The 14516-nt window shown below is 31.2% G+C and carries 18 protein-coding genes and 1 riboswitch; of the genes, 15 read left to right on the forward strand and 3 right to left on the reverse strand.

All coding sequences use genetic code 11. The features are described from left to right. Position 1 precedes the first annotated feature (1 nt). From M1D64_RS06265 to gcvPB, 12 genes are all read left to right on the forward strand, one after another. The gene (locus M1D64_RS06265) at positions 2 to 988 is read left to right on the forward strand and encodes a glucokinase (protein WP_480977566.1); all 987 of its coding nucleotides are present in this window, start codon (positions 2 to 4) and stop codon (positions 986 to 988) included. After that, positions 988 to 1314: an MTH1187 family thiamine-binding protein gene (locus M1D64_RS06270; RefSeq protein ID WP_002483185.1), complete on the forward strand. Its 327-nt coding sequence runs from the start codon at positions 988 to 990 to the stop codon at positions 1312 to 1314. The genes M1D64_RS06265 and M1D64_RS06270 overlap by 1 nt, the downstream gene beginning before the upstream one ends. Next, positions 1314 to 1937, forward strand: coding sequence for an MBL fold metallo-hydrolase (locus M1D64_RS06275; protein ID WP_145437538.1), 624 nt, complete (start codon positions 1314 to 1316; stop codon positions 1935 to 1937). The genes M1D64_RS06270 and M1D64_RS06275 overlap by 1 nt, the downstream gene beginning before the upstream one ends. An 87-nt stretch (positions 1938 to 2024) precedes the next feature. Further along, the gene (gene comGA / locus M1D64_RS06280; protein ID WP_011303021.1) at positions 2025 to 2999 is read left to right on the forward strand and encodes a competence type IV pilus ATPase ComGA; all 975 of its coding nucleotides are present in this window, start codon (positions 2025 to 2027) and stop codon (positions 2997 to 2999) included. Continuing rightward, on the forward strand, positions 2971 to 4035 hold the full coding sequence (comGB, locus tag M1D64_RS06285; protein ID WP_041080625.1) for a competence type IV pilus assembly protein ComGB: 1065 nt from the start codon (positions 2971 to 2973) through the stop codon (positions 4033 to 4035). The genes comGA and comGB overlap by 29 nt, the downstream gene beginning before the upstream one ends. Before the next feature lie 27 nt (positions 4036 to 4062). After that, entirely contained in the window at positions 4063 to 4374 is a 312-nt protein-coding gene (gene comGC / locus M1D64_RS06290; RefSeq protein ID WP_037538386.1) for a competence type IV pilus major pilin ComGC, read from the forward strand. After that, positions 4352 to 4810 (forward strand): competence type IV pilus minor pilin ComGD, encoded by a 459-nt coding sequence (comGD, locus tag M1D64_RS06295; protein WP_228482879.1) that lies wholly within the window; start codon positions 4352 to 4354, stop codon positions 4808 to 4810. Before comGC ends, comGD begins: the two co-directional genes overlap by 23 nt. A 257-nt stretch (positions 4811 to 5067) precedes the next feature. Next, the gene (gene comGF / locus M1D64_RS06300) at positions 5068 to 5511 is read left to right on the forward strand and encodes a competence type IV pilus minor pilin ComGF (protein ID WP_002483191.1); all 444 of its coding nucleotides are present in this window, start codon (positions 5068 to 5070) and stop codon (positions 5509 to 5511) included. 203 nt (positions 5512 to 5714) lie between these two features. Further along, complete coding sequence (locus M1D64_RS06305; protein WP_002483192.1) at positions 5715 to 6188, forward strand: shikimate kinase; 474 nt, start codon at positions 5715 to 5717, stop codon at positions 6186 to 6188. After that, a riboswitch (glycine riboswitch) is annotated at positions 6185 to 6296 on the forward strand. Its footprint overlaps the gene before it by 4 nt. Before the next feature lie 75 nt (positions 6297 to 6371). Beyond that, on the forward strand, positions 6372 to 7463 hold the full coding sequence (gcvT, locus tag M1D64_RS06310; RefSeq protein WP_041080630.1) for a glycine cleavage system aminomethyltransferase GcvT: 1092 nt from the start codon (positions 6372 to 6374) through the stop codon (positions 7461 to 7463). Between the two features lie 17 nt (positions 7464 to 7480). Further along, complete coding sequence (gene gcvPA / locus M1D64_RS06315) at positions 7481 to 8833, forward strand: aminomethyl-transferring glycine dehydrogenase subunit GcvPA (RefSeq protein ID WP_011303028.1); 1353 nt, start codon at positions 7481 to 7483, stop codon at positions 8831 to 8833. Beyond that, positions 8820 to 10298, forward strand: a complete 1479-nt coding sequence (gcvPB, locus tag M1D64_RS06320) for an aminomethyl-transferring glycine dehydrogenase subunit GcvPB (protein WP_041080631.1) — start codon at positions 8820 to 8822, stop codon at positions 10296 to 10298. Before gcvPA ends, gcvPB begins: the two co-directional genes overlap by 14 nt. Positions 10299 to 10420: 122 nt before the next feature. On the opposite strand, the gene M1D64_RS06325 is transcribed toward gcvPB, so the two are convergent. Further along, positions 10421 to 10807 carry a rhodanese-like domain-containing protein gene (locus M1D64_RS06325; RefSeq protein WP_011303030.1) on the reverse strand — a complete coding sequence of 129 codons (387 nt, stop codon included), beginning with the start codon at positions 10805 to 10807 and terminating at the stop codon, positions 10421 to 10423. A gap of 173 nt (positions 10808 to 10980) precedes the next feature. Here M1D64_RS06325 and M1D64_RS06330 point away from each other — a divergent pair, with 173 nt between their 5' ends. Then, entirely contained in the window at positions 10981 to 11811 is an 831-nt protein-coding gene (locus M1D64_RS06330; RefSeq protein WP_011303031.1) for a lipoate--protein ligase family protein, read from the forward strand. A gap of 59 nt (positions 11812 to 11870) precedes the next feature. Here M1D64_RS06330 and M1D64_RS06335 read toward each other — a convergent pair whose 3' ends face one another. Together M1D64_RS06335 and M1D64_RS06340 are read right to left on the reverse strand one after the other, a co-directional pair. Beyond that, positions 11871 to 12092, reverse strand: coding sequence for an SA1362 family protein (locus M1D64_RS06335; protein WP_002483198.1), 222 nt, complete (start codon positions 12090 to 12092; stop codon positions 11871 to 11873). 21 nt (positions 12093 to 12113) lie between these two features. Next, positions 12114 to 12701, reverse strand: coding sequence for a hypothetical protein (locus tag M1D64_RS06340; RefSeq protein WP_002483199.1), 588 nt, complete (start codon positions 12699 to 12701; stop codon positions 12114 to 12116). 103 nt (positions 12702 to 12804) lie between these two features. On the opposite strand from M1D64_RS06340, the gene M1D64_RS06345 reads away from it, so the two are divergent. Together M1D64_RS06345 and efp are read left to right on the forward strand one after the other, a co-directional pair. Continuing rightward, entirely contained in the window at positions 12805 to 13863 is a 1059-nt protein-coding gene (locus M1D64_RS06345; RefSeq protein ID WP_069822008.1) for a M24 family metallopeptidase, read from the forward strand. Between the two features lie 28 nt (positions 13864 to 13891). Beyond that, entirely contained in the window at positions 13892 to 14449 is a 558-nt protein-coding gene (gene efp, locus M1D64_RS06350; RefSeq protein WP_002483201.1) for an elongation factor P, read from the forward strand. Positions 14450 to 14516: the final 67 nt, after the last annotated feature.

Consider the following 14516-nt stretch of genomic DNA (forward strand, 5'->3'; position numbering starts at 1 on the left):
TATGAATAAAATCATACTAGCAGCAGATATAGGTGGTACAACTTGTAAATTAGGTTGTTTTGATGAAAATTTAAATCGTATTTCAAAATGGTCAATTAACACGGATACATCAGATACAACGGGTTATCAATTGTTGAAAAATATTTATGATACTTTTGTCGCATATATTGATCAATCTGATTATACTTTTTCTGATGTTATCGGTGTTGGTATAGGAGTTCCTGGTCCTGTTAATTTTGAAACGGGTGAAGTTAACGGTGCAGTCAATTTATATTGGACGGAACCAGTAAATGTTAGGAATATTTTCAAACAATTTGTTGATTGTCCAGTTTATGTTGATAATGACGCTAACGTAGCTGCACTAGGAGAGAAACATAAAGGTGCAGGTAATGGTGCTGATGATGTAGTTGCAATTACACTTGGCACAGGACTTGGCGGAGGTATTATTTCGAATGGCGAAATCGTACATGGAAACAATGGTTCAGGAGCTGAAATTGGTCATTTCCGAGTAGACCATGACCAACGTTTTAAATGTAATTGTGGTAAATCGGGTTGTATTGAAACAGTTGCATCTGCTACAGGCGTAGTTAATCTTGTTAACTTTTATTATCCAAAATTAACTTTTAAGTCATCTATACTCCAATTAATAAAAGAAAATAATGTAACTGCAAAAGCTGTTTTTGATGCGGCGAAAGCAGGAGATCAATTCTGCATATTTATCACAGAACGCGTTGCTAATTATATTGCTTATTTATGTAGTATTTTAAGTGTAACGAGTAACCCTAAATACATTGTTTTAGGTGGTGGTATGTCAACTGCGGGACTTATTTTGATTGAAAACATTAAAACGGAATATCATAATTTAGCTTTCACTCCAGCACAGAAAGATACTGAAATCGTACAAGCGCTACTTGGCAATGATGCAGGCATTACAGGTGCTGCAGGTTTAATATATACTTATGTAATTGAAAAGGAAGGTGCAAAATAATGGCAATTGTAGATGTAGTCGTTATACCAGTTGGTACAGAAGGGCCAAGTGTAAGTAAATATATTGCTGAAATACAAACGAAATTAAAAGAGTATAAAAATCAAGGGAAAATAGATTATCAACTGACACCTATGAATACTTTAATTGAAGGTGACTTGAAAGATTTATTCGAAGTTGTGCAAGCAATTCATGAGTTACCTTTTGACAAAGGATTAGATCGTGTTTGTACAAATATTAGAATTGATGATAGAAGAGATAAATCACGTAAAATGAATGATAAACTAAAATCTGTGGAAAACCATTTGAATAATGGAGGGCAAGCATAATGAAAATATCAAGTTTAACTTTAGGATTGGTCGATACAAATGCTTATTTTATAGAAAATGAGACAAATGTACTTTTAGTTGATCCTGCAAGTGATAGCGACTTGATTATTAAAAAATTAAATCAAATTAATAAGCCATTATCTGCAATTTTATTAACGCATGCACATTTTGACCATATAGGTGCATTAGATGCTATTGTAGAAAAGTATCAAGTACCCGTGTACATGCATAAAGCAGAATTTGCTTTTTTAACAGATACTCAAAAAAACGGTTCAGAAAAATTCAAACAATATGGCCTTCCACAAGTTATTAGTTCAGTCACACCACAATCATTAACTGAAGGCCAGACAAATATTGTTAACTTTGATTTCAATGTCCTGCATACGCCAGGTCATTCACCAGGTAGTTTAACTTTTGTATTTAAAGATTTTGCAGTTGTAGGAGACACCTTGTTTAAACAAGGTATCGGTAGAACGGATTTATATAAAGGAGATTATGAAACTTTAGTAGATTCGATACTTGATAAATTATTTACGCTTGAAGAGGACCTACCATTATTCCCTGGACATGGACCATATACAACTGTTGAAGATGAACAACTTAACCCATATTTGCATGGGTGAATAGCTTTCAATTTAACGCAAACTTTATAAGTAGATTAGAAGTAATTTATCCATCTCTTACGTGTATATAAGTAGGAGGTGGATTTTTTGAAACTTTTATTTAATAATATACTTAAAAAAGCGATTAGTACAAAGGCCACTGATGTGCACTTTATTCCTTCAAATGACAAAATATATATTAAATTCAGAGTTCAAGATACGCTTGCACCAATTGAATCCATACAGCAACATATTTATTTGAAATTATTAACCTATATGAAATATCAAGCTGGTTTAGATGTGTCTAAACATAATGTTGCTCAAAGTGGTAGATATACTTACAAATTCAAGCAAATTTACTTTTTAAGAATATCCACGCTACCTTTATCTCTGGGAATAGAAAGTTGTGTTATCAGAATTGTTCCACAGTATTTTCAAAAAGGAAGTGATACAAGTAATTTAGGTACATTATATAAATTAATGAATAAAAAACAGGGGCTTATATTATTAAGTGGACCCACTGGTTCCGGAAAAAGCACTTTAATGTATCAAATGGTCATGCATGCAAAAGAGCAGTTAGATTTAAATATCATAACAGTTGAAGATCCAGTGGAGCAGCTAGTATCTGGAATTACACAAGTATCGATTAATGAAAAAGCAGGTATCAATTATGCAAATACTTTTAAAGCGATTTTAAGATGTGATCCTGACATTATTTTGATTGGTGAAATTAGAGATGCCATAATAGCTAAACAAGTAATGCATGCGAGTCTAAGTGGTCATTTAGTATTAACAACAATTCACGCTAATAACTGTAAAGGCGCATTATTAAGGCTTAAAGAAATGGGACTAACGATGCAAGAAATGAAACAAGCTTTATTAACCGTTTTAAACCAAAGACTAATTACGACTTATAATAATCAAAGAAAACTTGTATATGAACAACTTACTAAAGCACAAATAAATCATTTAATAGACAATGACTATACATTACCTAGTTCATTTTCTAATTTGTCTACTCAATTAACTCAATTAGCCAAAGCAGGTGTTATTTGTGAGGAAACTATGGAGCGCTATATTTAAATTTAAAAATATTTTCAATTTATCAGAAAAAAACAAAATAACGTTATTGATAAAATTAAAAGATTTGTTAGACCGCGGTTATACGCTAAGTGAAGCATTTCTTTTTTTAATTCAATATACAAACATTAAAAATCGCCAATTAAAGTTGCAAATTGAAGCAGAATTAAATAATGGTGCTGGCTGCGCAAAAATATTAAGGTTACTAAATTATCCTAAATCCATCTTAACGTTAATCAATTTTGCAGAAATATTTGGAGATTTAACTATTACTTTGCCACACGCTTATGAATATTTAGTAAAAAACTATAAATCGAAGCAACGCTTTTTAAAAACAATACAATACCCCGCGTTGTTACTTATCGTTTTTTTGATAATGTTAATTATTTTAAACCATACAATCATCCCCGAGTTTCAAAATTTATATAGTAGTATGGATGTAAGTATTTCCCCATTACAACTCTATCTATCTTTATTCATCACAAACCTCCCATCGTATCTCCTATATAGTTCAATAATTTTTATACTAATCATTTTAGGTATTTTCATCATATATAGAAAGTCATCTATAGAAATAAAGCATAAAATCCTCTTATCAATACCCATTATTTCGAAATTTTTCAAGTATTATAAAACATTTTGCTTAGCTTCTGAATTATCTTTATTCTATAAAAATGGTATAACTTTACAAAAGATTGTTGAAATATACGCTAAACAGCAAGATGAATATTTAATATTTTTAGCAAATGAAATTTCAAAAGGGATACAACAAGGATTAAATTTAAGTGAAGTATTAAAGCATTTACAGTGTTTTGAAAAAAATTTGATTATTTTTGTTGAAGAAGGTGAGAAAAAAGGAAGGCTAGAGATAGAAATGAAACTATATAGTGAAATGATACTGTCTCAAATAGAACAGTTGATTCATTTAATCATAAAGTTCATACAACCTATTGTTTTCTCTTTAATTGCTATATTAATAGTGTCATTATATCTAGTTATTATGTTGCCTATGTTTGATTTAATGCAAACGATTAAATAATTACGAATAGAGGAAGTTAAATCAATTATGAAAAAACTAAAAATTAATAGAAAAGCTTTTACATTAATAGAAATGTTACTTGTATTATTGATAATTAGCTTATTATTAATATTAATTATACCCAATATAGCTAAACAATCGTCTCACTTGCAAAATACTGGATGTGAGGCACAACTTAAAATGATTGATAGCCAAATTGAAGCGTATGCTTTAAAGTTTAATAAAAAGCCATCGTCTATAGAAGACTTAGTTACAGAAGGATACATTAAAGAAAATCAAAAGTCATGTAAATCTGGTGCAGCCATCACTATTAACAATGGTGAAGCTGTTGCAAATTAAAAGCGCATTTACTTATATAGAAATGCTTTTTGTGGTCTGTATTATTAGTTTACTCTTATATTTCCAACTATCTAATATCAGTGCTTTCGATACTAATAATAACAAAATAGAACAGCGTAAAATTAATAATTTAATTATGCAATTCAACTATATTAAATCTAAAGCGATTAAAGATAACCAATCAATTACACTGGTCTTTAATGATTACTCTAATAAAATTATTATTAATGAACAATTCCCCTCTAATAAAAGGGCCAAAGCAATAATACTCCCTTTAAATAGCTTTATACATCCAAGAACAAATTTGAAATTTATAACATTTAACAAAAAAGGAGAAACAAACAAATTTGGAAGTGTCTACCTAAAAACGAATAAAAATCTTTATAAAATCATATTTCATATTGAAAAAGGACGTATTAGATATGAGAAAATTTAATGTTAATGCCTCGTTATTGATGGATAGTCTTTTATCTTTTTCAATTATCACACTGATTTGTATCTTATTTATACCTATGATATTGCAATTAAAGTTGGATATTCAACACAAAAGCCATGAAATAGATCTAACTAGAATATTACTTAATTCACTTTACCACTATAAAAGACAGGAATTGAAAAGTGGAATTATGATTGAAGATTATAGCGTTAAAATGAGTAACGACAAAATTTGTATTTTCAAAAAGGGAGAAACATATGAAAAATGTTTCTTCAAATAAATTTAGAGCTTTTACATATATAGAAGTCTTGTTTGCACTTTTTATAACTATACTCATTTTTTCAATATTACCCACATTAATTAGAACGACAGGCACCATCAATGAGCAAATTATGAATGCTCAAGAAGTAGACTTGGCATTTTTCTCAAGAGATTTGACACAAGATTTAATTAAAGAAAATGCTTATGTTCTTAAAAATCAATCCGATGAACACCATATTGTAATTAGAAATAAACAGAGAAACATCATTTATGAATTTAAAAATAACAAATTAATTAAAACGTTAGATGGAAAAGGAAACATTACTACATTACATAATGTTGTTAGTGCAAAGTTCAAAATTATTAATGATAAATCTGTAGTAATTAATTTTAAAATTTTTGAGAAAGGTATTTATTATGAAAAGAAAATTGTTTTCTAATCATCCTGCTTATATGTATCCTTTTATGCTAGTCATATTTATGCTATATTTATCTTTAATTACGATTTATACATTTCAAATTGGATTACAATTAAAAACATTAGATAATATTGAATCGTATTATAAAGATCAAATAAACACATACATAAAAAAGGAAGTTAGTTTTGAATAATAAAATAGAACCACTCATACTTATTGGATTTATGGGAACAGGTAAGACAACTTTGGGTCAATTTCTAGCAAGTAATAATCAACTCTCCTATATTGACTTAGATGAACATATAGCAATACAGGAAAATAAATCTATCCCTGAAATTTTCGAAGCCATTGGTGAGCAAGGATTTAGAAAATTAGAAAATGAATATCTACAAGAATGTGTTCAACGTTATGATATCATTTCAACCGGTGGTGGTATAATAGAAGGCGATGAATCATTCCGAATATTAAAAGAACAGCCAAAAGTAATCTGGTTAGATTGTGATATAGAAATTCTTTACAAAAGAATTAAAAATGACAGCAATAGACCAAATGCAAATAATAAATCGTTATTTGAATTAAAAAGCTTGTATTCATCTAGGGTTTCAAGATATAATGAAATCGCATTCATAAAAGTAAATAGTAGTCAATCTCTTTCAGATTTACAAAATGATATCATGGAAGCGATTGTTTGCGAATGATCAGTATTAGAGAGAATGGTAGTTATACTTAATATAACTTAACTTTAGTCCATCGCCGAAGGTGCAAGTTTTTACGAAACTCTCAGGCAAAAGGATAATACTGTAACGCATTCCTGGAATATTACAACAGGGTAGTTTAGGCTACCCTGTTTTTTTATTATATAATTTTTAGGAGGTTTCTTCATGTCCAATGAACTTAAAAAAACACCACTATATCAAACTTTTGTAGATAGTGGGGCTAAAATAGTAGAATTTGGTGGATGGGCAATGCCAGTCCAATTTTCTAGTATTAAAGAAGAACATAATGCAGTTAGAACTGAAATAGGTTTATTTGACGTAAGTCATATGGGAGAAATTATCATAAAAGGTTCAGATGCTTCTAATTTAGTACAATATTTGCTTTCAAATGATACAGACAATGTAACAACGCATAAAGCGCAGTATACAGCTTTATGTAATGAACAAGGTGGCATCATTGATGATTTAATTACTTATAAATTAGAAGAAAATGTTTATCTTTTAGTTGTTAACGCTGGAAATACTGAAAAAGATTTTGAGTGGATGTGCGAAAAAGCTAAAGTATTTGATGCTGAAGTTATTAATGTATCAACTGAATATGGCCAACTAGCTATACAAGGACCAAAAGCACGTGATTTAGTCCAACAACATGTAAATATTGATGTATCTGAAATGAAACCATTTGAATTTGAACAAAACGTTGAATTCTTTGGTAAAAATGTAATACTGTCACAGTCTGGATATACAGGTGAAGATGGATTTGAAATATACTGTAATGCAGACGATGCACCATATTTGTGGGATGAAATTCTAAAAAATGATGTGACACCATGCGGTTTAGGTGCTAGAGACACATTAAGATTAGAAGCTGGACTGCCATTACACGGTCAAGATTTAAGCGAAAAAATCACACCATATGAAGCGGGTATAGCATTTGCTGCAAAACCATTAATAGAAGCCGATTTTATTGGTAAATCAGTACTAAAAGATCAAAAAGAGAATGGTTCTAAACGAAGAACAGTAGGATTAGAAATGATCGACAAAGGTATTCCAAGAACAGGGTATGAAGTATATGATTTAGACGGTAATCAAATTGGAGAAATTACTTCAGGTACGCAATCACCTTTAACTGGTAAATCAATTGGACTAGCCCTAATCAATCGAGATGCTTTTGAAATGGGAAAAGAAGTTGTTGTACAGGTTAGAAAAAGACAAGTTAAAGCTAAAATTGTTAAAAAAAATCAGATTAGTAAATAAATCAAAGGGGTGTTACTGTGAGTCATCGTTATATTCCATTAACTGAACAAGATAAAAAAGAAATGTTGGATACAATCGGAGCAAGCTCTATAAGTGAATTATTTGGAGATGTTCCAAAAGATATTTTATTAAATAGAGAGTTGGCCATACCAGATGGTGAAGCTGAAACGACATTGACAAAACGCTTAAGCAGAATTGCAAGCAAAAATGTAACTAAAGAAACGCATAGTTCATTTTTAGGCGCAGGTGTTTATGATCATTACGCACCAGCAGTTGTAGATGCAATGATTTCTCGTTCTGAATTTTATACTGCTTATACTCCATACCAACCAGAAATTTCGCAAGGTGAATTACAAGCTATCTTTGAATTCCAAACATTAATTTGCGAATTAACAGATATGGATATTGCAAACTCATCTATGTATGATGGTATTACAAGTTTCGCAGAAGCATGTATTTTAGCATTTAATCAAACGCGTAAAAATAAAATAGTTGTTTCAAAAGGACTACATTATCAAGCTTTGCAAGTATTAAAAACTTACGTTAAAACTCGAGAAGAATTTGAAGTTGTAGAAGTAGACCTTGATGGTACAATTACAGATTTAGAAAAATTAGAAAATGCAATTGACGATGATACAGCGGCAGTTGCTGTGCAGTATCCAAACTTTTATGGATCTATTGAGGATTTAGAAAAAATACATTCATTTATTGAAGACAAAAAGGCACTGTTTATTGTTTATGCCAATCCACTTGCTTTAGGTTTATTGACACCGCCAGGTAGTTTTGGAGCGGATATTGTTGTAGGAGACACACAACCATTTGGTATACCAGCGCAATTTGGTGGTCCGCATTGTGGTTTCTTTGCAACAACGAAAAAATTAATGAGAAAAATACCGGGACGTTTGGTTGGACAGACTGAAGATGGAGATGGAAATCGTGGTTTCGTTTTAACGCTACAGGCACGTGAACAACATATTCGTCGAGATAAAGCCACTTCAAACATTTGTTCAAACCAAGCGTTAAATGCATTAGCTTCTTCAATTTGCATGTCTGCATTAGGTAAACAAGGTATTTATGACATTTCAGTACAAAACTTTGAAAATGCTAATTATGCAAAAGCACAATTTAAAGAAGCTGGTTTAGAAGTTTCAAATGGCACATCATTTAATGAATTTGTCGTGAAGTTTAATAAACCTGTAAAAGATATTAATGATGCATTACTACAACAAGATATTATTGGCGGTTTTGATTTAAGTGAAGTCTCAAAGGATTATGAAAATCAAATGTTAGTAGCAGTGACAGAATTAAGAACTAAAGATGAGATAGATACATTTGTTAAGAAAGCAGGTGAATTAAATGGTAGTAAGTAAATCTAGTCCATTAATATTTGAACGTTCTAAAAAAGGTCGTTATGCATATTCGTTACCCAAAAAAGAAATAGATAACGGTGCAGTAGAAAAATTATTAGACGACAAATTTATAAGAAAAAATAAAGCAGAACTACCTGAAGTCGCTGAATTAGATTTAGTACGTCATTATACTGAGCTTTCAAATAAAAACTTCGGTGTTGATTCAGGATTTTATCCTTTAGGTTCATGTACAATGAAATACAATCCAAAAATCAATGAAAAAATAGCAAGAATACCAGGATTCGCCGAGTCACATCCACTGCAAGATGAATCACAAGTTCAAGGTTCTTTAGAAATAATTCATAGTTTACAGGAAGAACTTAAAGAAATAACCGGTATGGATGAAGTAACGTTGCAACCAGCTGCCGGTGCGCATGGTGAATGGACTGCATTGATGATATTCAAGGCATTCCATCAAAAAAATGGTGAAGGACATCGTGATGAAGTTATTGTACCTGACTCCGCACATGGTACTAACCCAGCTTCTGCAGCATTTGCTGGTTTCAAAGCGGTTACAGTTAAATCGAACGAACGCGGTGAAGTTGATATTGACGACTTAAAAAGAGTTGTAAATGAAAACACTGCAGCAATTATGCTTACAAATCCTAATACATTAGGTATATTTGAAAAAAATATTATGGATATAAGAAATATTGTTCATGAAGCTGGCGGATTATTATATTATGATGGTGCGAATTTAAATGCCATTATGGACAAAGTAAGACCAGGAGACATGGGGTTTGATGCGGTACATCTTAACTTGCACAAAACATTTACTGGGCCTCATGGTGGCGGTGGACCAGGTTCTGGACCAGTCGGTGTGAAAAAAGAATTAGCTAGTTTCTTACCAAAACCAATGGTAGTCAAAGAAGACGATGTATATAAATATGATAATGATATCGAAAATTCTATAGGACGCGTAAAACCTTTTTACGGTAATTTTGGTATCTATCTAAGAGCTTATACTTATATTCGTACGATGGGGAATAAAGGACTTGAAGAAGTTTCTGAGGCAGCTGTATTAAATGCAAATTATATTAAAGCTCGATTGAAGGATCATTTCGAAATCCCTTATCCACAATTTTGTAAACATGAATTTGTATTAAGTGGTTCAAAACAAAAAGAACACGGTGTCAGAACGTTAGATATGGCTAAACGATTACTTGATTTCGGTGTTCATCCACCAACAATTTACTTCCCACTTAATGTTGAGGAAGGTATGATGATTGAACCAACTGAAACAGAATCTAAAGAAACCCTTGATTATTTCTGTGATAAAATGATTGAAATTGCAAATGAAGCAAAAGAAGATCCAGATAAAGTCTTAGAAGCACCACATACAACAATCATTGATAGATTAGATGAAACTAAAGCAGCTAGACAACCTGTTTTAAAATTTGAAAATCTTCGTTCTGAAAAAGAATAAGTATTATATTAAATAAATCCGGATAATTAATTATCCGGATTTATTTTTGTCTATTTTAATAAAAAACGAGTAACTATATATGAAATATAGTTACTCGCTTATTATTAAGTGAAATATTTAAACTACTTTTTAGATTTGATTTTACCAGTCCATTTTTTGTATCCGCCTTTAAGCATATAAACATCTTTATACCCATTTTTCTTTAAAGTTCTAGCGGCACGATAACTGGCAATGCCATTAGCATCGCACAGATAAATAGGTTGATCTGTTCTCAAACCTTGATATCTTTGTTTAAACATAGTAATTGGTATGTTACGCGCACCATTGATGTGGCCGTAATCATAATCTACTTTTTCTCTTACATCAATAACTTGAGCTTTACGCAAACCATTATGGAATTCATTTTGGTTTAATTCTGTGACTGCTCTTTTATTAAGAAGATAATTGATTAGCATGTAAGCGATAATAATTATTAAAACTGCTAACGCTATAAACCAAAAATTACTCATCTTGCATCCTCCCTAATTAACCGATATTATATATTATAAGACTGTTAGCCCAATTTATCAAAATATTTTTGCTTTTGATTAATAAGAAAGACTGACAAACTTATACAATTATTGAAAACGATAACACAAAATATATGTTATCACAATTTAATTTAGCGATTGGAGTTTTGAATGTGACAGAAACATGGAATTTTATCAATACTGGGAGTAAAGATCCTTATTTTAATATGGCGATGGATGAAGCCTTACTGAATTTTGTTTCCAGAGGGGAAATAGATCCTGTCATTAGATTTTATACTTGGGATCCTGCAACATTATCTATTGGTTACTTTCAAAGGCTTACAAAAGAAATTGATATCGATAAAGTTGAAGAAAAAGGATATGGACTTGTCAGACGTCAAACAGGCGGTAGAGGTGTGCTACATGACAAAGAATTAACTTATAGTGTCATTGTTCCAGAATCACATCCAGACATGCCCTCGACGGTTACAGAGGCTTATAGAGTAATTTCTGAGGGATTGTTAGAAGGGTTTAAGCATTTAGGTTTTGATGCTTCATTTGCCATTCCTCGCTCGAAAGAAGAAAGAGCTAAACTCAAACAACCAAGAAGTGCTGTATGTTTCGATGCTCCGAGCTGGTATGAATTAGTAGTAGAAGGTAGAAAAATAGCAGGTAGCGCCCAAGTTAGACAAAAAGGCGTTATTTTACAACACGGTTCGTTATTGCAAGATGTGGACATTGACGATCTATTTGACATGTTTATATTCAAAAATGAGCGTTTAAAAGATAAAATGAAACAAGCCTTTGTAGACAAAGCAGTCGCCATTAATGATATTTCAGATCGATATATTACACTAGAAGAGATGGAAGAAGCTTTTGAAATTGGATTTAAAAAAGGCTTAGACATCAATTTCAAACCACTAGAGCTTAATCAAAACCAAAAAGAAGAAATAAATACCTTAATTGAAAAGTATAAATCGGATGAATGGAATTATAGAAAATAAATGAAAAAGTATTAAAAAGCGCAACGACATTCAATGTCGTTGCGCTTTTAAAATAGCACTTATTTTTTCTTTCTATTTTGTCTTTTATATTTACGTTGCGCACGCTTATATTTACGTTGGTCTTCTGTCAAAAAGAAGAAATAATAAATTGCGTAAATAATTCCAGCAAATATCGCTAAGCTAATTGCCATTCTTACAAAACTAAAAATAAATGCATCTAAATTAAGAATTAATCCAACTACTGCCACAGCGATGACAATATAAAATATCGCTTGTTTCACTTAAAACACTCCTATGTGATTCTAACTTTGACTATTATTGATACTTATAGTTGATAAAGCATTTTGTCCCTTTTGAATTTTTTTCTTATCTTTGCCATTGTAACCTTCTCTAATATCACTCATTGCATCACTTAATTTTTTATTAAGTTTAGTAATGTCTTTATTTTTTTCCTTGTCATCACTACTCATTTTTTCTTTATTTATATCGTTTTTGTACGTAGTAAAGGCTGTATCAATTTTATTAGTGATATCGGTAAGTTTTTCTTGAATTTTTTTATCACCTTTATTTTTCGTGACATCACTTTCAATTTCATCGTACTGTTTAATAGATTTAGCAATGTCTTGATAATATGTAGAAGATGCTTTTAAGTTTGTAACTTTCTTATTGTTATTTTTAGCTGTAGCTATGTTTTTTTTATCTTTTTCCAAAGCTGTGATGTTACTTTTTTCTTTACTAATTTGTTGTTTTAAATCCTGAATGTTACTTTTCAACTTATGATTTTCATCGCGAAGTTGCGTGGTCTTTTCTTCTAGTGGCCCTAAATTTTGACTACCACAACCAACTAACAAACATGAAGCACCTAAAATAGCTACAATTTTTTTCTTCATAATACGCTCCTAATTCAAAAACTATAAATTTATATAATAATTATGCTATCATTTTAATGTATAAATGGAAAATGTACAAATTTATTGAATAGGAGGAAGAAAGATGACTAGAATTGAAAAATTAAATTCTGCATTAGAAACAAAACATTTAGAAGCAGCAGTCATATTATCAGATTTTAACAGAAGATATTTATCCGGTTTCACAGGTACAAGTGGTGCATTAATAATAACGAAAGAACAAAATTTATTAATTACTGACTTTAGATACATAGAGCAAGCCACTGCGCAAGCACCAGATTTTAAAATCATCAAACAACAAGGTTTCTTAATTGATGAAATAAAGCAACAACTTGAAAACTTAAGTGTGCAAAATGTCGGATTTGAAGGTAATCTAGTTAGTTATGATACTTACTTACAATTGAGTAAAGCCTACATTAGTTTAATTAGTATTAGTGGTGTAATTGAAAAAATTCGTGAAGTAAAAGATGAAGCAGAAATTCAGCTAATACAAAAAGCTTCAGACATTGTTGATGAAACATTTGAGTATATATTAACTGTTGCAAAAGCTGGTATGACGGAACAGCAACTAAAAGCAAAGTTAGAAAGTAAAATGTTAGAATTAGGCGCAGAAGGGACATCGTTTGATACCATAGTTGCTTCAGGCGTAAGAGGAGCTTTACCACATGGTGTAGCTAGCGATAAAGTAATTAATCATGGTGAAATGATCACCTTAGATTTTGGTGCTTATTACAAGGGCTATAGTTCGGACATTACACGAACATTTGCAATCGGTGAGCCAGACCCACAACTTAAAGAAATCTACAATATTGTTTTAGAAGCGAACTTAAAAGGAATAGAAGCAGCTAAAAAAGGCATTACAGGTAAAGCTCTAGATGCAGTAGCAAGAGATTACATTACGGAAAAAGGGTATGGAGATGCCTTTGGACATTCGTTAGGTCACGGTATAGGGTTAGATGTTCACGAAGGTCCCAATCTTTCTAGAAAATCTGAAACTGAATTAGACGTCAATAATTGTGTTACAATTGAACCTGGCATTTATATAGATGGTCTAGGTGGCGTTCGTATAGAAGATGACATTTTAATTAAAGAAAATGGCTGTGAACGCTTTACTAAATGCACTAAAAACCTTATTATTTTATAGAAGACCTTATAATCGAGGAGGAAACTGAATGATTTCGGTTAATGATTTTAAAACAGGCTTAACAATATCAGTAGATAATGGTATTTGGAAAGTATTAGATTTCCAACACGTAAAACCAGGCAAAGGTTCTGCTTTTGTACGTTCTAAGTTACGTAATCTAAGAACGGGTGCAATCCAGGAGAAAACATTTAGAGGCGGAGAGAAAGTAGAAACTGCTTTAATTGAAAACCGTCGTATGCAGTATTTATATGCAGATGGTGATACACATGTTTTCATGGATAATCAAACGTTTGAACAAACAGAATTACCAGCTGACTATTTAGAATATGAACTTAACTTCTTAAAAGCTAACATGGAAGTTCAAATTCAGTCTTATGAAAATGAAACATTAGGTGTTGAATTACCTAAAACAGTTGAACTTACTGTAACTGAAACAGAACCTGGTATCAAAGGTGATACTGCAAATGGTGCAACTAAATCAGCAACAGTAGAAACAGGGTATACGTTAAATGTACCTTTATTTGTAAATGAAGGCGATGTACTTGTGATTAATACTGGTGACGGTAGTTACATCTCAAGAGCATAATAGTTTAATTTTGTATTTACTTATCGAAATTACATTTAAAAAAACCTTTCCAATGCGCTATACTTTG

It is taken from the genome of Staphylococcus sp. Z5-21 (assembly GCF_056529615.1).